Source organism: Nonomuraea sp. NPDC048881, assembly GCF_040649795.1.
In the GTDB taxonomy this organism is placed as follows: domain Bacteria; phylum Actinomycetota; class Actinomycetes; order Streptosporangiales; family Streptosporangiaceae; genus Nonomuraea.
On sequence record NZ_JBEZGC010000030.1, the window covers coordinates 1 to 21594 of the forward strand.

The 21594-nt window shown below is 74.0% G+C and carries 23 protein-coding genes; 12 read left to right on the forward strand and 11 right to left on the reverse strand.

Annotated elements, in window-relative coordinates:
• On the reverse strand, positions 1-1262 hold a 1262-nt coding region (locus AB0C33_RS48090), incomplete at its 3' end, for an MFS transporter (RefSeq protein WP_358301534.1).
• A 109-nt stretch (positions 1263-1371) separates the two neighbouring features.
• Here AB0C33_RS48090 and AB0C33_RS48095 point away from each other — a divergent pair.
• On the forward strand, positions 1372-1614 hold the full coding sequence (locus tag AB0C33_RS48095; RefSeq protein WP_358301537.1) for a hypothetical protein: 243 nt from the start codon (positions 1372-1374) through the stop codon (positions 1612-1614).
• Between the two features lie 109 nt (positions 1615-1723).
• Here AB0C33_RS48095 and AB0C33_RS48100 read toward each other — a convergent pair whose 3' ends face one another.
• Positions 1724-2311, reverse strand: coding sequence for a TetR/AcrR family transcriptional regulator (locus tag AB0C33_RS48100; protein ID WP_358301540.1), 588 nt, complete (start codon positions 2309-2311; stop codon positions 1724-1726).
• A 247-nt stretch (positions 2312-2558) separates the two neighbouring features.
• Between AB0C33_RS48100 and AB0C33_RS48105 the strand changes: the two genes are divergently transcribed.
• The 3 genes from AB0C33_RS48105 (at position 2559) to AB0C33_RS48115 (ending at position 4753) form a co-directional block, all read left to right on the forward strand.
• Positions 2559-2804 (forward strand): hypothetical protein, encoded by a 246-nt coding sequence (locus tag AB0C33_RS48105; protein WP_358301543.1) that lies wholly within the window; start codon positions 2559-2561, stop codon positions 2802-2804.
• Positions 2805-2836: 32 nt separating this feature from the next.
• A complete protein-coding gene (locus AB0C33_RS48110) occupies positions 2837-3586 on the forward strand; it encodes a class I SAM-dependent methyltransferase (RefSeq protein WP_358301545.1) in 750 nt (249 codons plus the stop codon).
• Between the two features lie 84 nt (positions 3587-3670).
• A complete protein-coding gene (locus AB0C33_RS48115; protein ID WP_358301548.1) occupies positions 3671-4753 on the forward strand; it encodes an MFS transporter in 1083 nt (360 codons plus the stop codon).
• Positions 4754-4765: 12 nt separating this feature from the next.
• Here the strand turns inward: AB0C33_RS48115 and AB0C33_RS48120 are convergent, their stop codons facing one another.
• Positions 4766-5356 carry a D-alanyl-D-alanine carboxypeptidase family protein gene (locus AB0C33_RS48120; protein ID WP_358301551.1) on the reverse strand — a complete coding sequence of 197 codons (591 nt, stop codon included), beginning with the start codon at positions 5354-5356 and terminating at the stop codon, positions 4766-4768.
• Positions 5357-5443: 87 nt separating this feature from the next.
• Here AB0C33_RS48120 and AB0C33_RS48125 point away from each other — a divergent pair, with 87 nt between their 5' ends.
• Positions 5444-6139: a response regulator transcription factor gene (locus AB0C33_RS48125; protein ID WP_358301554.1), complete on the forward strand. Its 696-nt coding sequence runs from the start codon at positions 5444-5446 to the stop codon at positions 6137-6139.
• The gene (locus AB0C33_RS48130; protein ID WP_358301557.1) at positions 6132-7247 is read left to right on the forward strand and encodes a HAMP domain-containing sensor histidine kinase; all 1116 of its coding nucleotides are present in this window, start codon (positions 6132-6134) and stop codon (positions 7245-7247) included. Before AB0C33_RS48125 ends, AB0C33_RS48130 begins: the two co-directional genes overlap by 8 nt.
• Here the strand turns inward: AB0C33_RS48130 and AB0C33_RS48135 are convergent.
• Positions 7207-8028 carry a helix-turn-helix domain-containing protein gene (locus AB0C33_RS48135; protein WP_358301560.1) on the reverse strand — a complete coding sequence of 274 codons (822 nt, stop codon included), beginning with the start codon at positions 8026-8028 and terminating at the stop codon, positions 7207-7209. The two genes, AB0C33_RS48130 and AB0C33_RS48135, sit on opposite strands and share 41 nt — an antisense overlap.
• A gap of 101 nt (positions 8029-8129) precedes the next feature.
• Here AB0C33_RS48135 and AB0C33_RS48140 point away from each other — a divergent pair, with 101 nt between their 5' ends.
• On the forward strand, positions 8130-8954 hold the full coding sequence (locus tag AB0C33_RS48140; protein ID WP_358301562.1) for a phytanoyl-CoA dioxygenase family protein: 825 nt from the start codon (positions 8130-8132) through the stop codon (positions 8952-8954).
• 37 nt (positions 8955-8991) lie between these two features.
• Here AB0C33_RS48140 and AB0C33_RS48145 read toward each other — a convergent pair whose 3' ends face one another.
• The 3 genes from AB0C33_RS48145 to AB0C33_RS48155 all read right to left on the reverse strand — a co-directional run bounded on the left by AB0C33_RS48145 (position 8992) and on the right by AB0C33_RS48155 (position 13428).
• Positions 8992-11484: a hypothetical protein gene (locus AB0C33_RS48145; protein WP_358301564.1), complete on the reverse strand. Its 2493-nt coding sequence runs from the start codon at positions 11482-11484 to the stop codon at positions 8992-8994.
• 70 nt (positions 11485-11554) lie between these two features.
• Positions 11555-12160: a cysteine hydrolase gene (locus AB0C33_RS48150; protein WP_358301567.1), complete on the reverse strand. Its 606-nt coding sequence runs from the start codon at positions 12158-12160 to the stop codon at positions 11555-11557.
• Positions 12161-12186: 26 nt separating this feature from the next.
• Positions 12187-13428, reverse strand: coding sequence for an MFS transporter (locus tag AB0C33_RS48155; RefSeq protein WP_358301570.1), 1242 nt, complete (start codon positions 13426-13428; stop codon positions 12187-12189).
• A gap of 136 nt (positions 13429-13564) precedes the next feature.
• Here AB0C33_RS48155 and AB0C33_RS48160 point away from each other — a divergent pair, with 136 nt between their 5' ends.
• A complete protein-coding gene (locus tag AB0C33_RS48160) occupies positions 13565-14515 on the forward strand; it encodes a LysR family transcriptional regulator (protein WP_358301572.1) in 951 nt (316 codons plus the stop codon).
• 14 nt (positions 14516-14529) lie between these two features.
• On the opposite strand, the gene AB0C33_RS48165 is transcribed toward AB0C33_RS48160, so the two are convergent.
• Positions 14530-14877, reverse strand: a complete 348-nt coding sequence (locus AB0C33_RS48165; RefSeq protein WP_358301575.1) for a hypothetical protein — start codon at positions 14875-14877, stop codon at positions 14530-14532.
• Between the two features lie 125 nt (positions 14878-15002).
• On the opposite strand from AB0C33_RS48165, the gene AB0C33_RS48170 reads away from it, so the two are divergent.
• Both AB0C33_RS48170 and AB0C33_RS48175 read left to right on the forward strand, forming a co-directional pair.
• Positions 15003-15605: a cadmium resistance transporter gene (locus AB0C33_RS48170; protein ID WP_358301578.1), complete on the forward strand. Its 603-nt coding sequence runs from the start codon at positions 15003-15005 to the stop codon at positions 15603-15605.
• Between the two features lie 121 nt (positions 15606-15726).
• On the forward strand, positions 15727-16380 hold the full coding sequence (locus AB0C33_RS48175) for a hypothetical protein (RefSeq protein ID WP_358301581.1): 654 nt from the start codon (positions 15727-15729) through the stop codon (positions 16378-16380).
• On the opposite strand, the gene AB0C33_RS48180 is transcribed toward AB0C33_RS48175, so the two are convergent.
• On the reverse strand, positions 16377-16601 hold the full coding sequence (locus tag AB0C33_RS48180; RefSeq protein WP_358301584.1) for a hypothetical protein: 225 nt from the start codon (positions 16599-16601) through the stop codon (positions 16377-16379). The two genes, AB0C33_RS48175 and AB0C33_RS48180, sit on opposite strands and share 4 nt — an antisense overlap.
• A gap of 148 nt (positions 16602-16749) precedes the next feature.
• Between AB0C33_RS48180 and AB0C33_RS48185 the strand changes: the two genes are divergently transcribed.
• Positions 16750-17733 (forward strand): hypothetical protein, encoded by a 984-nt coding sequence (locus AB0C33_RS48185; RefSeq protein WP_358301586.1) that lies wholly within the window; start codon positions 16750-16752, stop codon positions 17731-17733.
• Here the strand turns inward: AB0C33_RS48185 and AB0C33_RS48190 are convergent.
• Positions 17698-18690 carry an AraC family transcriptional regulator gene (locus AB0C33_RS48190; protein ID WP_358301589.1) on the reverse strand — a complete coding sequence of 331 codons (993 nt, stop codon included), beginning with the start codon at positions 18688-18690 and terminating at the stop codon, positions 17698-17700. The two genes, AB0C33_RS48185 and AB0C33_RS48190, sit on opposite strands and share 36 nt — an antisense overlap.
• 89 nt (positions 18691-18779) lie before the next feature.
• Here AB0C33_RS48190 and AB0C33_RS48195 point away from each other — a divergent pair, with 89 nt between their 5' ends.
• Complete coding sequence (locus tag AB0C33_RS48195) at positions 18780-20399, forward strand: zinc-binding dehydrogenase (protein WP_358301592.1); 1620 nt, start codon at positions 18780-18782, stop codon at positions 20397-20399.
• A gap of 33 nt (positions 20400-20432) precedes the next feature.
• Here AB0C33_RS48195 and AB0C33_RS48200 read toward each other — a convergent pair whose 3' ends face one another.
• Positions 20433-21557: a prolyl oligopeptidase family serine peptidase gene (locus AB0C33_RS48200; RefSeq protein ID WP_358301595.1), complete on the reverse strand. Its 1125-nt coding sequence runs from the start codon at positions 21555-21557 to the stop codon at positions 20433-20435.
• Between the last annotated feature and the right edge of the window lie 37 nt (positions 21558-21594).

The window sequence follows — 21594 nt, forward strand, 5'->3', positions numbered from 1 at the left end:
GTGCACGCCGGGGCGGGGCGGGCGGGCCTGGCGGCCCCCCCCTCCGGGGTGGCGGCGGCACAGGGCGCCGGCCCGCGCGCCTCGCGGACGAAGCACAGCGCCACCGCGCCCGCCACGGGCCCGGCGGCCAGGGTGGCGAACGCGGCGGAGAAGGAGCCGCCGGCCTGGTAGACCGCCCCCACGACGACCGGCACGGTCACGCTGCCCAGTTGCGCCACCGCGTTCGTCGCGCCCGCCGCCGAGCCGGCCAGCGCCGTCCCCGACAGGCCGGGCACCATGGCGATCAGCAACGGCGAGTACAGGTACGCGCCCAGCCCCGCGAACCCGGCCGTCACCAGGAACGCCGTCTCCGTCTCCATGCGGCCGAACAGCAGCAGGCAGCCGGCGAAGGCCACCAGCACGGCGACCGCCGGGCGTTTGCGCCCCCGTCCGGCCAGGTCGGTGGCCAGGCCGATGACCGGTTTGCCCACCGCGCCCGCCGCCGCGAACACCACGACGACCGTCCCCGCCGCCACCGGGTCGAGCCCGTGCCCCTTGACCATGAGGGTGTTGGACCAGGTCACGAAGCCGTACGTGCCCCACAGCCCGCCGAAGCCGGCCAGGCCGATCAGCAGCAGGTCACGGTCGCGGGCCAGGCCGCGCAGCGACGGGCGCGCGGCCGGCGGCTCGCGCCGGTCCCGCAGCAGTGTCAGGCACACCAGCGCGAGCCCCATCGACACGATCCCGAACAGGTGGTACGAGGCCCGCCAGTCGTACCACTGGATCAGCCGGGGCACGAGCACGTTGGCGATCATCGTGCCGAGCGACGAGGCCATGGTGAACACGCCCATCGCCAGCCCGCGCTCCCGCTCGCCGAACCAGGACGCGATGAGCTTGACGCCCGCCGCGAAGTCGGCCCCCGCGCAGAGCCCGATCAGCGCCTGCACCGCGATCCCGGCCCCGGCGGACGGCACGGACCCGAAGGCGATCATGAAGCCGCCCGCCGTGAACAGCGACCCCGACAACACGACCCGGCTGCCGATCCGGTCGCCGAGCAGCCCGCCGCCGATGTTGGACAGCACGTAACCGACGTAGTACGCCGTCGCGAACGCCCCCAGCCCCGCCAGCGACACCCCCAGCGCCTCGCCCGCCTGCAGCGACGCGGGCCCCCAGGTGGAACGGTCGACGGAGGTCATGGTGAGCGAGGCCCAGCAGAGCAGCAGCACGACCCACCGCCGCAGGGACCGAGGCTCGACCGATGGTGACAGCGCGTAATCGCTCACGTGCGATGACGCTACTGCCTCACCCCGCGCCTTGCGACTCTCTGTACTTGAGCCATGACAATCTGCTACTCTCGGCGGTCCTTCCAGACCACGTCGAGGGGACCTCGAAATGTTCAAGAGAAAAAGCGGATCAGCCGGCCTCGCGATCGCCGCCGCCGTGGCCGGTGTGCTGGCCTCCACCGTGCCGGCCGGGCCGGCCCGCGCGGCCGCCCCCGTCCCGCTGCCCCACCCCTACCCCGGTTTCGGCCCCGCCTGGCCGGCCCCGGCGGGCACGGCCCACGTCCACAACCCCGCCCAGGCCGCCCACGGCGGTCAGGGCCCGCTGAACAAGATCGCCTCCGGGGTGTCGTGACCCCCGCACCGGCGCAGGCGCCGGGCGTCGGCGTACGGCGACGCCCGGCCCGTCCACTCCGCCGGGAATCCTCCGCCTGATCACCCGTAGGGCCGGCGCGGCACGGAGATCAGGCGCCGGGCGCTCCCCCGGGCCCGTCGGCGAAGTGCCGCAGCACCATTTCGATCAGCGCGTCGACGTCGGACTCGACCATCGGCTCGCCGGTCATGCCCATCCGGTGCAGCAAGGTGCCGACGACGACGTCGATGTAGAGCAGGACGCGCCGCTCCGGCTCGCCGAGCGCCTCCTGGAGCGCCAGCCGGTACGGGTCCTGGAACCGGGTGGACAGGACCTCGCGCAGGGCCGGATCGCTGACGGCGTCGCTGAACACGCCCGCGAACGCGTCGCCCGTGCCCGGCTCGCTGATCTTCCCGGCGATCCAGCGGATGATCGAGGACATGATCTCGGCCCGGTCGGCGCCCTCCAGCGGCGCCGGGCCGAACGCGTCGAGCAGGCAGTCGACGATCAGCTCGCCCTTCGTCGGCCAGCGCCGGTAGACCGTCGTCTTCGCCACACCGGCCGCGGCGGCGATGCGCTCGACGGTGGCCCGCGCGTAGCCGAGCTCGTGGACGGTGCGCAACGTGGCGGCGAACACCTCGGCGTTGACGCCGGTGCGCGGGCGACCGGGCGGTCTGGCGGAAGTGCTCGCTCGGGACATGCCTGAACGATATCCGATTGCGCTACCTTAAGTATCGATACTTCAGGTAGCGGAATTGGAGGACCCATGACCGGCAGCCGCGAAACGAGCCGGGGACACCGGCCGGCCCCCGAACCGCCCGAGGCCGTCCCGCCGCCGGAACCGGGCGCGGGCGGGCTGCTGCGTCCGCACGTCCCGGCGTTCGTCGCCGTCGTCGTGTCGCAGGTGATCGGCGCGGGCGGCGGCGACCGCGGCCCGGCTGGACGAGGTGGTCGAGCGGCTGCCCGGCGGCTGGGCGGCCGTCCACGAGGGCGTCGAGCGCCTGATGGCGGGGCGCACGGTGGTCATGGTCGCCCACCGCATGCGGACCGTCCGGCGCGCCGACCGCGTCGTCTTCCTCGACGGCGGCCGGATCGTGGAGGCGGGCGGCCACGACGAGCTGCTGCGCCGCGGCGGCCGGTACGCCGGATTCTGGCACGTCTCGACGGCCGTCCCGGACTCGATAATGGAGTGAACCTTCTGGATCATGTGCGTACTGTGACGAAGGTGGATCCAGCTGACTTCTACACCGGCCTCGTCGCGGAGCTCTACGGACCGCTGAAATCCGTCTCCCAGGACCCGGAGCCCTATGCCGCCTTCGTCGAGCGCACCGGCGTCCCGGCGCTGGAGCTGGGCTGCGGGGACGGCGATCCCCTGCTGGAGCTGCGCCGGCGCGGCCTGGAGGTCGACGGCGTCGACTCCTCGGCGGACATGCTGGCCCGGCTCCGGCGCCGGGCCGGCGAGCTGGACGTGTCCGTGACGCTGTTCCACCAGCGCATGGAGAGCCTGCGCCTGCCCCGCCGGTACCGGGCGATCTTCCTCGCCGGGCCGACCTTCACCCTGCTCCCCGACGACGCCACGGCGCTGGCCGCCCTGCGCGGCATCCGCGCCCACCTGGACGCGGGCGGCGTCGCGCTGGTGCCGCTGTTCACTCCCGCCCCGGCCCCGACCGACCAGATCGGCCGGGCGCGCACGGCCGTCGCCCCCGACGGCGCCGGCCTGCGGGTGTCCGTCGTCTCCCAGCGACGCGACGAGACCGCCCGGACGCAGACGACCCTGCTGCGCTACGAACGCCACCAGGGCCCGGACGTCACCGTCGCCGAACGCCCGTGGGTCCTGCACTGGTACCCCCGCGAGGTGTTCGAGGAGCTGGCCGCGGCCGCCGGCCTGGCCGTGACCGCCGTCACCGACCCGGACGGCCACCCCGCCCCCGCCCACGCCACCGACCTGCACGTCCACCTCGCACCCGGCACCTGACGCGGCGGCGGGCCCGCGCGATGTCGTCGTGCGTCTTCGCGTGTTCGCGGCACGTCCGCCGCGCCGCCCGGGACATCATGCCCCATGCCGAACACGCAGGCCAGGAGCCTGTTTCCGATCGAACTGGGACGTAACGGGCTGCTGGTCGTCGCGGCGCGGGCGCTGCGGACCTTCGGCTACGGATGCACCAGCGTGCTCCTCGCCGAGCTGCTCACCCAGGACGGCGACGCCCCCTGGCAGACCGGCCTGCTGCTGGCCGTGGCCGCCGCCGGATCGGTGTTCGCGAGCCTGCTGCTGGGCTTGTTCGCCGACGTGTGGGGGCGGCGCCGGACGCTGGTCGCCTGCGGCTGCCTGATGGCGGTGACCGGGGCCGTGTTCGCGCTCAGCGAGTCCTACCCCGTCCTGATCGCCGCCGCCTTCATCGGGACGATCTCGCCCTCCACCAACGACAACACGCCCTTCTCCGGGGTGGAACAGGCCATCCTCGCCCAGACCTGCGCCCCGGCCCGGCACACGTCCGTCTTCACCTGCTACAACGTCACCGCCCTGGCCTCCGGCGCGCTGGGCGCGCTGGCCGCCGCCGCGCTCGGGCTCCAGACCTGGACGTCGGCCCCCGACGCCGCCTTCGCCCTCTACGCGCTCCTGGCGGCCGGGACCGTGACGCTGTTCCGGAACCTGACGCCGCAGGCCGAGCCGCCCCGGACCGCGCCCGCCGGCCCGGAACGGCGTCGCGGGCGGGTGCCCGGCCAGATCCGGCTGCTGGCCGCTCTGTCCGCCCTGGACGCCCTGGCCGCCCTGGCCGGCGGGCTGACCACGATGCTCCTCCCCCACACCGTGGCCAACCTGCTGCTGGCCTGCATCCCGTTCGCCCCGGACCTGGCCACCGCCGTCGTCCTGCTGCTGCTCCGCCAGACGGTGTCCAAGATCGACGTACCGGCGCGGCAGGCGTTCACGGCCGCGGTCGTCCCGCCGGGGCAGCGTACGGCCGCCGCCAGCATGACCAGCCTGGCCCGCAGCGTCGCCGTCTCGGTCGCCCCGATCGCCGCCACCACCATGCTGACCGGCACGCTGGCCGCGCTGGGCGCTCCCCTGCTGCTCGGCGCGGCCCTGGGCCTGGGCTACGACCTGGCGCTCTGGCGCGCCTACCGCGGCGTGCCCCTGTCCTGAGAAGGACGCCGGTCAGCGCCGCAGCCTCGGGTCGCGGGTGGGGTCGGCGTACATGCGCGGGCAGCCGCGGCCGGCGGCTTCCGGACGCAGTTCGTAGTGCCAGGGCTCGTTCCGGTAGATCTGGCACAGCCCGTACGCGGCGCCGTGCGCCGACAACCATCCGGCGGCGGCCGCCCCCATGTCCACCGCGTCTCCCGACACGTGCAGCGACGTGTCCGGGGAGGCGACCCATCGGGCGGCCTCCCGCTCCGAGCCGTACCGGGCGACCGCCTCCCGGCGCAGCCGTTCCTGGTAGGCCGGGGAACGCCGGCCGCTGTTGACGACGAACTCGACGCCGTCGCCCGCGGCCTCGGCCGCCGCCCGACGCAGGGCCCGGAGCAGGTCGGCGTCGAGGCCGGCGACGGCCGGGATCCCGTCGTCGAAGACCGTCACGCCCTCGGGGACGGCCCCCTCGGCCTCGTCGTACGCCGAGACGGTCAGGGACGTCACCGCCCGGTGGACGACGACGCCGGCCGCGAGCGTCACGCCGAGGACGACGAGCGCGGCCACCAGGGCCGACCGGGTCCGGCGGGCTGCCGTTCGTGCTGGTCCGCTGGATGTCATGCCGCCAGTCAAGGCAGCGGGCCGTTGCCGGCCCGTATGGGATTTTTCATATGCCGGCGATAGGCCCCGGGCCGTACGGTCAGGGGTATGCGGGTACTGATCGTCGAGGACGAGCCCTATCTGGCCGAAGCCGTCCGCGACGGCCTGCGCCTGGAAGCCATCGCCGCCGACATCGCCGGCGACGGGAACACCGCCCTGGAGCTGCTGAGCGTCAACGCCTACGACATCGCCGTCCTCGACCGCGACATCCCGGGCCCCTCGGGCGACGAGATCGCCGGGCACATCGTCGCCTCCGGCAGCGGCATGCCCATCCTCATGCTCACCGCCGCCGACCGGCTCGACGACAAGGCCAGCGGGTTCGAACTGGGCGCCGACGACTACCTCACCAAGCCCTTCGAGCTGCGCGAACTCGTGCTCCGCCTCAGAGCGCTCGACCGCAGGCGGGGCCACAGCAGGCCGCCGGTGCGCGAGATCGCGGGCCTGCGCCTGGACCCGTTCCGCCGCGAGGTCTTCCGCGACGGCCGCTACGTCGCGCTCACCCGCAAGCAGTTCGCCGTGCTCGAAGTCCTCGTCGCCGCCGAGGGCGGGGTCGTCAGCGCCGAGGAGCTCCTGGAGCGGGCGTGGGACGAGAACGCCGACCCCTTCACCAACGCCGTCCGCATCACGGTCTCGTCCCTGCGCAAGCGCCTCGGCGAGCCCTGGGTGATCGCCACCGTGGCGGGGGTCGGCTACCGCATCGACACGGCGCCCGCCGCCGGGCGCGAGGGGAAGGATCGTGGGTAGGGCTCCGGGCCTGAGCGTGCGGCTCAAGCTCACCCTGAGCTACGCCGGGTTCCTCGTGGTCGCGGGCCTCGTGCCGCTCGGCGCGGTGGGGGTCTACTACATGCGCGGCCTGCCCGATGACGCCATCTACTCCACCGGCGACTTCCTGGTCAACCGATCGGCCATCGTGCGGTCGTTCGCCCCGTTCGCGGCTCTCGTGCTGGCGTTCCTGCTGGTGTTCGGGCTCGTGGGCGGGTGGCTGCTGGCCGGCCGGATGCTCGCGCCCCTGACCCGCATCACCGACGCCGCCCGCAGGGCCACCGGCGGCTCGCTCTCCCACCGCATCCGGCTGCCGGGCCGCGCGGACGAGCTGCGCGAGCTCGCCGACGCCTTCGACACCATGCTCGTACGGCTCGAAGCGCACGTCGCCGAGCAGCGGAGATTCGCCGCCAACGCCTCCCACGAGCTGCGCACCCCGCTCGCCGTCGCCCGGACGCTGCTCGACGTCGCCCGCACCGACCCCACCCGCGACCCCGCCGAGCTGGTCGACCGCCTCCACCTGGTCAACACCCGGGCGATCGACCTCACCGAGGCGTTGCTCCTGCTCAGCCGGGCCGACCAGCGGTCCTTCCCGCGCGAGCGCGTCGATCTGTCGCTGATCGCGGAGGAGGCCGTCGAGACGCTGCTGCCCCTGGCCGAGCGGCGCGGACTCGCCGTCGAGACCGCCGGAGACCTGGCCCCCGCCACCGGCTCGCCCGCGCTGCTGCTCCAGATGACGACGAACCTCGTGCACAACGCGATCGTGCACAACCTCGCCGGACAGGGCACGGTGTGGGTCACGACCGCCGTGCACGCCGGGACGGTGACCCTCACCGTCGAGAACACCGGCGACGAGCTGCCCCCTGACGTGGTCCCCACGCTGGTGGAGCCGTTCCGGCGGGGCACCGACCGCGTCCGCGCCGACCACGCGGGGGTCGGGCTGGGCCTGGCGATCGTCGGCAGCATCGTGCGGGCGCACGACGGGACGCTCGACCTCGTCCCCCGCCCGTCCGGGGGGCTCCGCGTCACCGTGCGCCTCCCGGCGGGCGTCACGGAGGGCACCCTCCGTCGGCGATCGCCCGCCGCCTGAACTCCGTGGGCGTCAGGCCGGTCGACTCGCCGAAGGCCCGGTAGAAGCTCGACCTCGTCTGGAAGCCGCTGGCGTGCGCGACCCTGTCGACGCCCCAGCCGGTGACCAGCAGCAACCGGCAGGCGTGGGCCACCCGCAGCCGGGTGACGTACTGCCAGACGGGCATGCCGAGGGCCCGTTTGAAGGCCAGGGCCGCGTAGGTGGGGTGCACCCCGGCGGCTTCGGCGATCTCCTCGACCGTCAGCCGCTCGGTGTAGCGGCGGGCGACGACGGCCAGCATGCGCTCGGCCGATCCGGCCGCCGCGGCCTCGGCGGGCGCCGTCTCGCGCGGCCCGCCGGTCAGGCGGGCCAGCCGGGCGTGCATCTCCAGCAGGCAGACCTCGGCCACGGCGGGGGCCGGCTCGTGGCGCAGCTCCCGGTCCCAGCGGCTCATGAGGAAACGGTCGTGCTCGCCCTCTGCGGCGGTGCCGTACAGGAACTCTCCCGACAGCGCCCGCTCGACCGCGCCGCGCAGCGGGTCGTGGCCGATGACGGCGCTCAGCGGAACGGTGGCCCAGAGGAAGTCCACGCCCTCGGCCGTGAGCAGCCGGTGCGGGTAGCCGCCCCAGAAGACGGCGAGCCGGCCGGGCGGCAGGTCCACCTCGCCGCCGACGGTCGCGTACCTGGCGGTGCCCGACAGGACGAGGTTGAACTCGACCTCGGGGTGGATGTGGGAGCGGGGCATGGGGCCCGACGTCACGTGGAACGCCTGCAGGCCGATGACCTGGGCGAGAGACTGCACACCTTGAGGATATGCGACATCTCGGATCTTCCGGGTGGATGACCGGAATGAGGTTGTCGCGGCAGAGTGGCGGCATCTCACCACACCCCGGAGGTTCCACCATGTCCGAGCTGGACGACTTCATGTTCGACCTCAACGGCTACCTGATCCTCAGGAACGCCGTGGACGCGGATCTGCTGCGGCGGCTCAACGAGGAGTTCGACGCCTTCCCCCGCCACCTGGCCAGAGGCGAGTGGTACCGGGGCGCCCAGCGCCGCGACTACACCCCCGAGACCGGCTTCGAGCTGCACCAGGCGGTGGCGGCGGGCCGGCCGTTCGAGGAGCTGGTCGACCACCCGAGCTGGTTCGACCTGGTCAGGCACTACGCGGGCGAGGAGGACAGCTACATCCCCGGCGTCTTCGTCGACGAGACGATCGCCTCGATCCGTGAGTCGGGCGGGCACCACCCCGTGCACTCCGGCGGCTACCGCACCGCGCTGCGCTGCGGCTACCGCTACGACCACGGCGTCTTCCGCTGCGGCCAGGTCAACATCATCCTCGCGCTGACCGACATCGGCGAGGGCGACGGCGCGACGATGGTGGTGCCGGGCTCGCACAAGTCGAACTTCCGGCACCCGCTGGGCGGCGACTACGCCAGGGGCGACCGCATGGACACCCTGCCGGGCGCGATCCCCGTCCACCTGGAGAAGGGCGACGCGCTGCTCTTCGTGGACGGGCTCATGCACGGCGGCTCCACCCGGACCAACCCCGGCGAGCGCCGCGTGGTCATCTACCGCTACGGCCCGGTATGGGCGGGCAGCAGGTACGGCTACGTCTACGACGAGTCCTGGCTCGGCGGCCTGACCGAGCAGCGTCGCAAGGTGCTCTACCCGGTCCCGCACGTCCACGTCGGCGACCCCTGTCCCGCGGAGCCCGGCGACAGGTGAGCGACGGTCACGCCGGGGGCGGCGGCGGGGTCGGCGGTCAGCGGCGGGGGCAGGCGAACTCGTCGTGCGGGCCCCAGGTGGTCTTCACGTCGCCGCCGTCGCGGCGGCCGCACTCCATGGCCACCACTGGCCCTTGGGGCGTGTCCCGGAGGATGAGAAACCTCTTGTCGGACGGCACGACGGTCACCGCGCCCGACGCGTTGCGGGGATCGCTCGGGTAGACGATCGTCCCCGTCGCGCCGCGCAGGCCGGCGTCGCCGCCGACGCCGAAGGAGGACAGGACCTGCACCGAGCCCCGCCCGCACCCCGCCGCCTTGTTGAGCTGGCAGACGGTGTTGACGGCCGTGGCCATGGTCATGAGGGCGTCGTAGGCGAGCGGCCCGCGCCAGTGGTCGTACCAGGCGTCGTGGCCGTAGGCGGCGGAGTAGCGGGCGAGGTACTCCCTGCCCATCTCGTTCGGCGGCCGGCTGGGGAGCGCGTGCGCCGAGTAGTACAGCGTGACGCCGTCGAACGACAGTTGCTGCGCGCGCGTCACCGTGGTGGTGACGTCGGCACCGGCCAGCACGGTGAGGGCGCTCGGGCACGCGTTCTTGCCCTTGACGGTCTGCAGGAAGTCGCGCAGCCGCTGGGCCCGTCCCGGCCAGAGGACCAGGGTGCGCCGCGGGTCCTTGGCGACGATCGCGCAGGTCTCGTCGGCCAGCGCCGACAGGCTGTACACCGTCTTGCCGCCGGGCTGGGGGCTCTTGTTCGACGGCGAGAACCACAGCTGGGTGTTCGGCCGGAACTCGGCGGCGAAGTCGTCGCTGAGGGTCTTGCTGTAGTCGTCGTCGGGATCGCCGAGGATGACGGCCGAGGCGGCGGGGGCGCAGGTGCCGTCGTCGGCGGGGATGACGCCGGCGTTCCTGACGAAGGCCGCGATGAGCCGGGCCTGTTCCGGATTGTCGTAGGAGACCTGGTGATAGAGCGGGTGCGACTGGAAGGTCTCCGAGGTGGCGCCGATGCCCAGCATGGGCAGGCCGCCGTCGCCGAGGATCCGCTGGGCCTCGATCGTCTCCTTCCGGCTCTCGCCCAGCCCGATCACGCCGAGCACCTTCCGGTCCGGCTGGGCCGCTATCCGGCGCGCCATCTCGGGCGCCTTCGCGTACCCGGCGCCGGCCTCCTCGACGTTCACCCGCACGAAGACGTTGCCGTCGTAGTTGCGCCGGCTGTGCGGGGTGGCCTCCGCCATGTCGTTCATCTTCTGCTGGGCCAGCCGGATCCCGCGCAGCTCGGGGAGCACGCCGTTGTACTCGGGATGCTCGAAGGTCGCGACGCCGGAGCCGAGGTACACCACGGTCTTGACGGTGTATCCCTGTTTCTCCTTGGCCTCGACCCTGGCGTTCTCGGCCTCGATCCGCTGCTTGTCCGCGGCGTAGAGGCTCTGCGCCCCGGCGGCGTCCGGGACCGGGGCGGGCGGGCTCGCGGGGCCGGGCGCGGGCCGCGCGAGGCAGGAGGTGTCCGGCGGCCGGATCGGGGGCAGCCAGGGGATCGCGAGCACGGCCGCCAGCCCGACGGCGGCCAGGCCCTGCGCCACGGCCTCGGTCGCGGCGAGCGCGGGGCTGCCGAGCCGCACGGGGATCCTGGTCCGGCCCGCCAGGGCGGCGGCGTCGAGGCCGGCGGTCCCCTGGATGACGCCCTCCGTCGCGGCGAGGGCCGGCTGGCCGTCGAGAGCGCTCGCCGTCCACCTGAGGTCCGGGTCGGCGGCCTCGGCGTCGGACGCCGGCGCGGCGATCACCATCGTGCGGCGTACGCGGGTGTCCCGTACGGCTTCGGCGACGCGGTCGGTGAGCGCGGCCTCGCCGGTGACGAAGAGCACGAACCTGCTGCGGCGACGCCGCCGCCACGGTGACAGCCTGGGGGTGAAGGCCGCCTCCAGGTCGCACAGGAGCGCACGGAGCAGGGCTCCCTCCTGTTTCTCCCGATCGGGGCCCCACATGAGCCGGCCGGCTTCCGGGAAGAAGTCGGCCTTGTCATGCCCGATGTGGCCGGGGAACCAGCCGCGGGTCCGGCGACGCCACGACCAGCGGAAAACTCCGCGGATCGCCCAGCCCGCCAGGATGAACAGGAGAACCTGGAAAAACAACGACAATCCGCCTACTTGGTTGGCACTCCGTACGAAATAGGCGAGATTTGGGTGAAGGTCGTGAAATGCCAGCTCCAGTGCGCCGGTTGCCCGTTCGCCATCTTTTATCGCGCTCAAGGCTCGATAACGAGGAAAACGTACTGTGCCCCAGCCGCGTGGCGTCGTGTTGCCCAGCTGGACGACGATCCCGCCCAGGCGGGTGGCCTCGTCGATCTCGGCGTGCGGGACGAGGGGCCGGTCGTCCGCCGTGCGCAACCGGCGGACGAGCGCCTTGACCACGACGCCGGGGGCGGCCGCCCGGGTGCCCTTATAGATCTTCACGACGAGCGCCGGAGCGGCCCTGCGTGCCGTGACTCTTTCGTCGATCATCGAGGCGAACGCGTCGAAATCGCCGTTCAGGGGAGCCATGCACCCAGTATTGGGGGCACGGGCAATTCGGCCCGCCCGCGATACGAAAGTGAAATCGAACGGTTCGCGACTATCGGCTCTCGCGCAGGAGCGAATGCAGCCCGGCGGTGTCGACGACGTGGGCCGTTCTCGGGAACACGCCGGTCATCAGCGTCCGGTGGAGGTGCGGGTCCGGATCGGCGACACCGTCCGACAGGACGTGCAGCCGGTAGTCGCGGTCGGCGGCGTCGGCCACGGTGGACAGGACGGCGCCGCTGGTGGTGAGCCCGGCGACGACCAGGGTGGTGATCCCGCGCTCCCGCAACCGCCGGTCGAGGTCCGTCGTGGACAGCGCGCCCACCCTGGTCTTGCGGACGACGAGGTCCCCGGGCTCGGGCGCGACCCGCCGGTGGAAGTCCGTGCCGGGGTCCTCGTGGTGCAGCAGGCGTCCGCGCCCGATGAGCGAGAACGTCGGGTTGGCGGCCGGGATCGCCGCCCAGTCGGCCTCGGTGAAGCCGAGCCGCACGTGGACGACGGCGGCGCCGTGCGCGCGCATGGCGGCGGCGGCCTCGGCCACCCGGGACAGCAGCGCCTCCTGCTCCTCCGGGCCGGGGAGCGAGGCGAGCACGCCCTGCTGGAGGTCCAGGACCAGCAGCGCGGACGTCCGGGGGTCGAGCTCGGGGGACGTGACGGTCATCGTTGTCTCCTTGGTGATGAGGGGATTCAGGCGTGGGGTGCGGGCACCGGCTCGGGAAGGGCCGCGGCGGCGCGCCGGGGAAGCAGCAGCGGGGTCGCCAGCAGGAGCACGCCGGCCAGTCCGATGGCCGGACGGGGGCCGAGCAGGGCGCCCAGCACCCCCCACGCGGCCGTCAGCAGCGCGGTCGACGCCTTGGTCGTCACCGACCAGGCCGACAGCGTGCGGGTGATCCGATCGTTCGGGGTGCGTTCGAGGCGGTAGGTGGCCGAGACGGGGTTGAAGACGCCGCAGCAGAAGATGAGCCCGAGTTCGACGCCCATCACCAGCAGCAGCCCTCCGGTGCCCGGCCCCACGAAGGCCAGCCCGAGCGGCCACACCGCGCGCAGCGTCCCGGTGACGACCAGGACGCGGTGCTGCCCGAACCGGGTGACCAGCGGACGGGCCAGCCGCGCCCCGAGCAGCCCGCCGATCGCGGGCACGGCGAAGGCGAGACCGTACTGCCACGAGGTGAACCCCAGCCGGCCGAGCATCAGGACGGCCAGCAGCGCGTCGGCGGCCATCAGCAGCCCGTTGAACAGGGCGGTGTTGAGGAACAGCGGGCGCAGCGCGGCGTCGGCGAGGATGTGCCGCCAGCCGTCGAGCAGGTCGCCGGCGCGCATGCGCGCGGGCTCCCGGCGTGCGGGGCGCGGCTCGCCGCCGCCCGCCGCGCGCACTCCCAGCGCCGACAGCAGGTAGCTGACCGCGTCGGCCACCACCGTCGCGACCGGGCCGAGGAGCGCGATGGCGGCGCCGCCCAGCGGCGGTCCGACGATCGTGGTCGTCCAGGTCGTGGACTCCAGGCGGGCGTTCGCGACGAGCAGGTGCTCGCCCGGCAGCAGCGTCTTGAGGTACGCCCCGGAGGCGGCGCGGAAGGTGATGTCGGCCGCCGCCACCACGACCGAGACCAGCAGCAGCTGGACGAAGGTGAGCACGCCGAGCGCGAACGCGGCGGGGATCGTCAGCAGCGCCGCGAACCGCACCAGGTCCGCCGCGATCAGCACGGGCCGCTTGCGGCGGAACTCCACCCACGGGCCGAGCGGCACGGCCACGGCCGCGCCCACCGCCGCGCCCACCGCCGACAGCGCCGCGACCTCCGCCGGCCCGGCGTCCAGCACCTGGACGGCGATCAGCGGGAACGCGCCGAAGGCGAGCCACGTGCCGAGCGCGCTGGTGCCGTACGCCGCCCACAACCATCCGAACCGGCGGCCCAGCCGGTGCCCGTCCCTCATGTCCCCGACGCTCCTCGTCAGTCGCCCGTACAACCGATACGCGATCGGGAGCATCCAATCGGGCCGGCGAGCAGGAGATCAAACAACCGGACGGCCTGATCCGCACAACGGATGGTTGTGTCCGTAAGGTGTGCGCATGGACCTCGACATCGTCCGGACCTTCGTCGCCGCCGCCGAGGCGGGGCAGTTCCAGGAGGCCGCCGCCGACCTGGCGGTCACCCAGCAGGCCGTCTCCAAGCGCATCGCCGCCCTGGAACGCGACCTCGGGGTGCGGCTGTTCACCCGCACCCCGCGCGGCACCACGCTCACCATCGACGGGCAGGCGTTCCTGCCGCACGCCCGCGAGCTGCTGCGGGTCGCCGAGCGGGCGGTCGCGTCCGTACGGGCGGGCAGCCGTCCGCTGCGGGTCGACGTGCTGGCCTCGCGCGGCGCGGGGTCGGGCCTGATGCGCGGCTTCCATCACGCCTATCCCGGCATCGACCTCGACGTGGTGATGTTGTCCGACATCGACGCGGCCGTCTCCGCCATCCGGTCCGGCACGATCGACGCCTCCTTCCGCGCCGTCGCCATGCCCGGCCGGCCCCTTCCCGACGACGTCGAGTCCGCCTGGGTCGTCGACGAGGCCCTCCACCTCCTCACCGGCCCCGCCCACGCGCTGGCCGACGCCCGCTCGGTGACCCTCGACCAGCTCGCCGGACACCGGATCTGGATGCCCGGCCTCGCCCCCGGCACGGAGTGGACCGCCTTCTACGACGACCTGGTCGCCGAGTTCGGCCTCAGCATCGAGGCGACCGGCCCCAATTTCGGCTCCGACGTGCTCCTCGACACCATCGCCGACACCCCGGCCCTGGCCACGTTCATGGGCGACCGGACCCGGCTCGTCTGGCCCGCCGGTCACGGGCTGCGCCGCATCCCGGTCACCGGCCCCACGCCCGTCTACCCGCACTCCCTCCTGTGGCGCCGCGACAACCCGCACCCGGCGCTGGCCACCCTGCGCGCCCACCTCGCCGCCACGGCGGCCGAGCGCCAGGCCGGGACGTGGGCCCCGGCCTGGGCACGGGCGGGGAACGGCCGCCGGGCGGGCTGACCGCCCCTCGCCGGTCAGCCCTCCTGAGGCCCTTGGGTGACCCAGTAGTCCTGGAGCAGGGTGTTCTTGGGGCACCACTCCTCCGAGACGGACGTGCCGCCCACCATGGGCCCGGGGCGCTCCGGCTCGATCCCGCAGCGGATGTGGACCTGGTGCCAGTGCTGGTAGGTGCCGGCCGGGCGGACGGACCGCGCCCCGAACTGCTCGTACCTGAACACGCCGCCGCCGACGCGGTGGGTCTGCTCGGCCCGGCACGGCCCGTCGGCCGCCCGGAGGTCCGGCCCGGCGTGCGCCGGCCCGCCGGGCACCGTCAGGGCGCCGGCGGCGAGGACGGCGGCTGTGAGTGCGCTGCGTGCGCGCATGGTGGTCTCCTTCGGCCGGACTCGGCCGGACCCGTCCGGTGTGGGACGTCGCGTCGGCGGCTCTCAGGCCCGCCTGCGCCCCGATAGGGTCATCCGGGCATCTCCGGACAGAAGGACCACCTCTGGTGAATCTGGGCATCGTCGGGCAGGCCGCGGGGCTGTTCGCCGTCACCAACATCGACGACATCCTGATCCTGGCGTTGTTCTTCGCCCAGGGCGCGGGCAGGCGGGGCGTCGCCGTCCGGATCGTGGCCGGCCAGTACCTGGGCTTCCTCGCGCTCGTGGCGGTGGCCGTGGCGGCGGGCTTCGGGGCGACCTTCCTGCCCGGGGCGCTGATCCCGTACCTGGGGCTGCTCCCCCTCGTCCTGGGCGTCAAGGCCGCCTGGCAGGCGTGGCGGAACCGCCGCGACGGGGACGACGGCGACCCTGACGGCGAGCCGCCCGGCGGCCCGAGGACGCTGGAGGTCGCCGCGGTCACCTTCGCCAACGGCGGCGACAACATCGGCGTGTACGTGCCGGTCTTCGCCACCGCCGGACCGGGCGGCACCGGCGGGTACGTCGCCGTGTTCCTCGTCCTGGTCGGCGTGTGGTGCGCGGCCGGACGGTTCTTCGCCACCCGTCCCCTGGTCGCCCGCGCCCTGAGCCGGTGGGGGCACGTCCTGCTGCCCGTGGTCCTGATCGGCCTGGGTCTGCTCATCCTCGTCGAGGGCGGCGCCTTCGGCCTCTAGATCCGGGGAAACTTCGGCGCGGCCCGAACCAAGGGCCGGGCGGGGACGTCCAACGAGATCACGGCATCGGAAGGGGGTGGCGGATGTTGATCCGCTCGGGCGGCGCCTCGGGGGCGCGGGCATGGTGACGCGCCGACGCGCAGCCCGTCCGGCCCCGCGGGTCGACGTGGCCCGCCTGCCGGAGGACGTCGTGGCGCTCGTCGACGCCCTCGAACCCGGCGAGAGCCTGGTCCTCACGCGGGACGGCGCGTCGATCGCGACGATCTCCAGCACCGTCGACGTGGTCCAGGGCGCCGTCGTCGGCCGCGGGGCGCCGGACGAGCCCGGCGATCCGCCGCCGGTCGACCACGACAGTGTGACGGTCGTGGCCACCGCGATGGAGCTGTCGAACGCCGCCCGGGTCGCGCTGTCCGACCGGCTCGGGGCCGATTACGTGGTGCTCGACATGCACGCCGCCCCGGCGACGGCCGATGTGCTCCTGGTGCCCGCCGGCAGCCCGCAGCTGATCGCCGGGCTCCGGTCGATGTTCCCGAAGGCCCGCGTGGTCGTCACCGAGATCGAGGACCCGGAGCTCGGGGTCCGTTACCACGGCCCGGTCCGGCGGCTGCTCGACGCCGGCGCGGACGCGTACCTGCCGCCGGCGACCGTCCCGCTGCTGGCCAGGCAGCTCGGCCATGTCCTGGCCCAGGGGCGCGAGCTCACCGGCGAGGCCACGGCACCGCTGCAGATCGCCCCGGCCCCGGCAGCGGACGGCGACCCGGAGGAGCAGGTCTAGCCGTCGTCCCAGACGTGTCCGAAGGGCGGCGTCGCGTACCAGGCGGTGCCGCAGGGGGCGGGGTTGGACCCCTCGCCGCTCCACATGTACCAGTCGGCGCGAGAGGTGGTGTCGGGGGTGTAGCGCAAGCCGGAGTCCAGGCTCGCGCAGGCGCCCCAGACCTGGTGGGTCAGGTCGTGGACCAGCACGACCTGACGTATCAGGAGATGGCCGGCGGGCACGGCCCGACTCCTCGGCGGCGGGCGCGGGCCGTTCGCTGCCACGATCGGAGCGCGCCGGGGTGCGCACAATCTCTGCGGCCGGGCACCGAAGAGCTCTCCCGTCAACCGGACGATTGCTTGAAATCGATCATCAGGCGACGATTGGCGCATGCGTCTGAACTTCCAGGTGGGCGACCTCGCGGCCACCCGGTTCGTGGTCTCGCCCCTGACCCACGCGATCTTCGCGGCCTTCAGCGTCCATCATCCCGACCTGACCGAGAAGGGCTCGATCTGGCGGGACATCGCCACAACCGTGCCGCGCCGGACGCTGCCGCTGCTCGACATCCTCAACCGCGGCGCCTCCCGCGTCACCCTGCATGAGGGGCTGGTCACCTCCGAGGTGGCCCCGCCGATCGAGACCGCCGCGCTCTCCGACGAGCTCGACGCGCTCGCCGCCCTGGACACCCCACCCGAGGAGCGCGAGTTCGGCGGCGACCTGTGGCGCTTCAGCGGGGTGCCGGGACGGCCCGACCTCGACATGGACCCGGCGCGGTTCCGCCGGGCCCTGGCCGACAGCATGTACGTGCTCTTCCACCGTTTCCTCGCCCCGGAATGGCCCGGCATGCGCCGGAGGCTCGAAACCCGCCTGGCCGCCTACCAGGAGACGGTGGCGCGGATCGGGCTCGGCTCCGCGCTCAGCACCCTCAGCCCGCGGCTGTCCTGGGACGGCAGCGGCATGGTCGTCGCGGGCGGGCCGCCGATCACGGTCGATCTCGGCGGACGCGGCCTGCTGCTGCACCCGATCTCCGGCGCCTCGCCCCGCTACCTGGGCATCGCGACCACCCGGGACCGGCGCAGCTCGGTGCTCACGGTGCCGATGCCCGACGGCGGCCGCCAGGTGCTGCCGTCACCGGCCTTCGACACGCTCGCCGCGCTGGTCGGGCGGGCGCGGGCGCGGGTGATGCGGGCCGTCGGCGGACACGGCTGCCGTACGGACGAACTGGCCGGGCGGCTCAGGGTCAGCGCCTCCACCGCCTCCGAGCACGTCACCGTGCTGCGCAACGCCGGGCTGATCGCCACCCGCCGCAACGGCCAGGCCGTCCACCACCACCTGACCTCACTCGGCGCCCGTCTGCTGGAGGCCAACGGCTGACCCGGCACGGACGGGCTCACCCCCTCCCGGGGGCGGGCAGCCGACGCGGCGGTACTTGCCGGGGGGCATGCCGTACTCGCGTTTGAAGGCGTTGGCGAAGGCGAACTCCGAGCCGTAGCCGACCGCGGCGGCGACCGTGCTCAGCGCGGCGTCGGAGTCGCGCAGCATGCGCGCGGCCGTGCTCAGCCGCCACCAGGTCAGGTAGCTCAGCGGCGGCCGGCCGACGAACTGGGTGAACCGGCGGGAGAACGCCGCGCGCGACAGCCGGGCGCGGCGGCCGAGCGACTCGACCGTCCAGGGGTGGGCGGGATCGCGGTGGATGCCGTCGAGCGCGGCGCCGACGGCGGGGTCGGCCAGCGCGGCGGCCCAGTTGCCCGCCTCGCAGTGGTCGGCCGAGGCGTCGAACCAGGCCCGCAGGATGTACAGCAGCAGCATGTCCAGCAGCGCCGGGACCACCAGGTCGGCGCCCGGCCGCGGGTCGTCGATCTCCTTGCCGAGCAGCTCGACGGCGGCGCGCAGGTCGGTGTTGCGCCCCAGGCCGGTGGGCAGGTGGATCATCTCGGGCAGCCCGCCGAGCAGCGGATGCGCCCGGCCGGCATCGAGCCGGTAGCCGCCGCAGAGCGTCACGGTGACGGGCCCGGCGCCCTCCAGCGAGGCCGAGGAGAACAGCTCGGCCGGGGCGTAGGGGTCGCAGTCGGGCTCCGGGAGGGGCCGGTCGGGCGAGTCGGCCAGCCCGTAGCCGTGACCGTGGGGGAAGAACAGCACGTCGCCCGTGCCGACCGGGAACGGCTCGCCCTCCGGCGGGATGGCCCAGCACGAGCCGCGCAGCACGACCTGGAACCCCGCCGACCCGGGCGCCGACGGGAAGCGCTGCCCCCACGGCGCCGGCCACTCGACCCGCGCCGAGCGCGGCACGCCGATGCGCATGGAGGCGACCACGTCGCTCAGTACGTCCATGGCCGGAGTCTAGTGCGGAAGACGATCGCGTATGAATCAAGCACTCAGGCTCATTGGACGCCTCGCGCCTGGCTCCTAGGGTTGACGGCATGACAAGAGTCCTGGTCAGCGGGGCGACCGGCACGATCGGCCGTCCGCTGGTGGAGCAGTTGAAGGAGGCGGGCGCCGGCGTCCGCGCGGTGACGAGGGAGCTGACCGACCCGGTCGCGCTGGCGGCGGCCCTCGACGGGGTGGACGCGGTGTTCCTGCTGTGGCCGTTCGCTTCGGCGGAGGGGGCCCGCGAGGTGCTGGAGCTGATCGGCGCCCGGCGGGTGGTCTACCTGTCCTCGGCCGCCGCGCGTCCGCACGAGGTCGAGATCGAGCGCCTGATCGCCGGGACCGCCCGGGAGTGGACGGTGCTGCGTCCGCACGCCTTCGCGGCCAACGCCCTGCGGTGGGCCGGGCAGGTCCGGACGGGCGTCGTGCGGCAGCCGTCCGGCGAGGCGGTCTTCTCCCCCGTCCATGAGCGGGACGTCGCGGCCGTCGCGGCGCGCGCGCTGCTCGGCGGAGGGCACCACGGCGCGGTGTACACGCTGACCGGGCCGCGGCCGCTGACCCAGCGGGAGCAGGCGCGGCTGATCGGCGAGGCGATCGGCCGGCCGGTGCGGTGGTCGGAGGAGCCTGCCGAGGAGGCCAGGCGGCGGCTGCTCGGCCTGGCCTGGCCCGCGTCCGCCGTGGACGGCATGCTGCGCGCGCTCACCGAGCCGGGCCCGTCCACCCGGACGGTGGAGGAGGTCACCGGAGTGCCCGCGAGCGACTTCGGGACGTGGGCGAGCGAGCACGCCGCGGACTTCCTCGGCACCATGCGGGCCGCCCGCCTGCACGAGTACGGCGACGCCTCGGTGATCAGGGTGGAGGAGGCGCCGGTGCCGCGGCCCGGCCCCGGCGAGGTGCTCATCGAGGTGGCCGCCACGTCGTTCAACCCCTCGGAGGTGGGGCTGCGCGCGGGCCTGCTGCGGGAGGTGTTCGGCGGCACCCTGCCGCACACGCTCGGCTGGGACGTCGCGGGCACCGTGCTCACCGGGGCGGGCGACCTCGTCCCCGGGGACCGGGTGATCGGGCTCATCGACGGCGCGGCGGCCGAGTACGCGGTCGCCAAGGCGGACGTGCTGGCCAGGGCGCCGCGGCGGATCCCGCTGACGGCCGCGGCGGCCGTGCCGGTGGCCGGGCTCACCGCCTGGCAGGCGGTCTTCGAGCACGCCCGCATCGGCCCCGGCAGCCGGGTGCTGATCAACGGCGCGGGCGGCGGCGTCGGGCTGTTCGCGGTGCAGCTGGCCAAGCACGCGGGCGCGTACGTGGTGGCCACCGCCGGGCCGCGCAGCGCCGCCGCCGTACGGGCGCTGGGCGCGGACGAGGTCGTGGACTACACCGCCGGCCCCCTGCCGGGCGGCAACGACGTGTTGATCAACCTGGTGGCCGACGTGCCCGACTCGGTGACGGAGCTGGCCGCGGAGTTCGTCTCGATCACCCGGCCGATCGACCATCCGCGCGCCGTCCACTTCGTGGCCCGCAACGCCCCGGAGCAGCTCGCCGAGCTCGTGGCGCTGATCGACGCGGGCGTGGTGGACGTCGAGGCGGCCGTCCGCCCGCTGGAGGCGCTGGCCGACGTGCACCGGGAGGCCGAGCGCGGTCTCGTCCGCGGCAAGGTCACGCTGACGACGGGCGGCTGATCACGCCCGTTCCTCCGGTCACCGGTCCGGGGCTCAGGTCCGGGAGGCGTCCCCGGAGAGGAAGTCGCGGACGAGGCGGTCATAGCGGGCGCGGTCGACGTTCCACGCCTCCGTGTGCTCGCCCCGCTCGAACGACTCGAACCGGATCTCCCACCCCAGCCGCCTGCCCGCGGCCACGAGACCGTACGCCTCCTGGATCGGGTGCTCGGCGTCGGGCACGGTATGGATCAGCAGCAGCGGCGGCCGGACCCGCGGCGGACGCCGGATCAGGCTGAGCCGGTCCGGATCGACCCCGGTACGCCACCGGACGACCTGGTTCGACAGCCCGGCCAGGAAGCCGGGCAGGTGGTGGTTCCTGACGCCCTGTTCGGCGGTCATGCCGACGTCGATCATGGGGGCGTCCATGACGACCCGGTCGACCAGGGCCGCCAGCGGCGACCGGTCCAGGAACTGCCCGACGACCTGGCCGCCCATCGAGGTGCCGTACAGGACGAACCGCCGCGCCCCCATGGTTCGCGCGTGGCGCAGGGCGGCCTCCAGGTCGCGCCACTCCGAGTCGCCCAGGTGCAGCAGCCCGTCGGGCGAGGCGGGCGCGCCCTGGTCGTTGCGGTAGCTGATGTCCAGGAAGGGCAGCCGCAGCCCGTGCACGACGGGCAGGACCTTCAGCTCCGCCTTGCGCCGCCCGTTCTGGCCGTGGACGGCGACGACCCAGGTGTCGCCCTCGCCCGGCACGTACCAGGCCGGCGCGGGTCCCAGTTCGGTGGGCACCATGATCTCGGTGTAGCCGATCCCCCAGGCCACCTCGGGATCGCCGGGCGGCACGTTGCCGAACCAGCCGGGCGTGCCGACCGAGGGGACGTGGCCGCGCAGCACCTTGCGCGTCACCCGGTCGGCGGCGCCGGGGACGACGTCGCCGAGCATGGCGTACGAGCCGGTCCACTCCAGCCAGTACGTGCCCGGCTTGCCGGTCTCCGGCGTGCGCGTGAGCGTCACCAGGTCGCCCCGCACGGCCAGGACCTCGGTGTTGGCCGCGCCGTGACGGACGACGCCGACCGACTGCTCGCTGCCGAACCAGGCCCCGGCCCCCGCCGCCCCGGCCAGGACGACGACGACCGCCAGACCCGCGATCCACAGCCGCCTCTTCTTCAGTGCTCGCATGTATACAGAGTAAACTATGGACGTTTACGGCGTATAC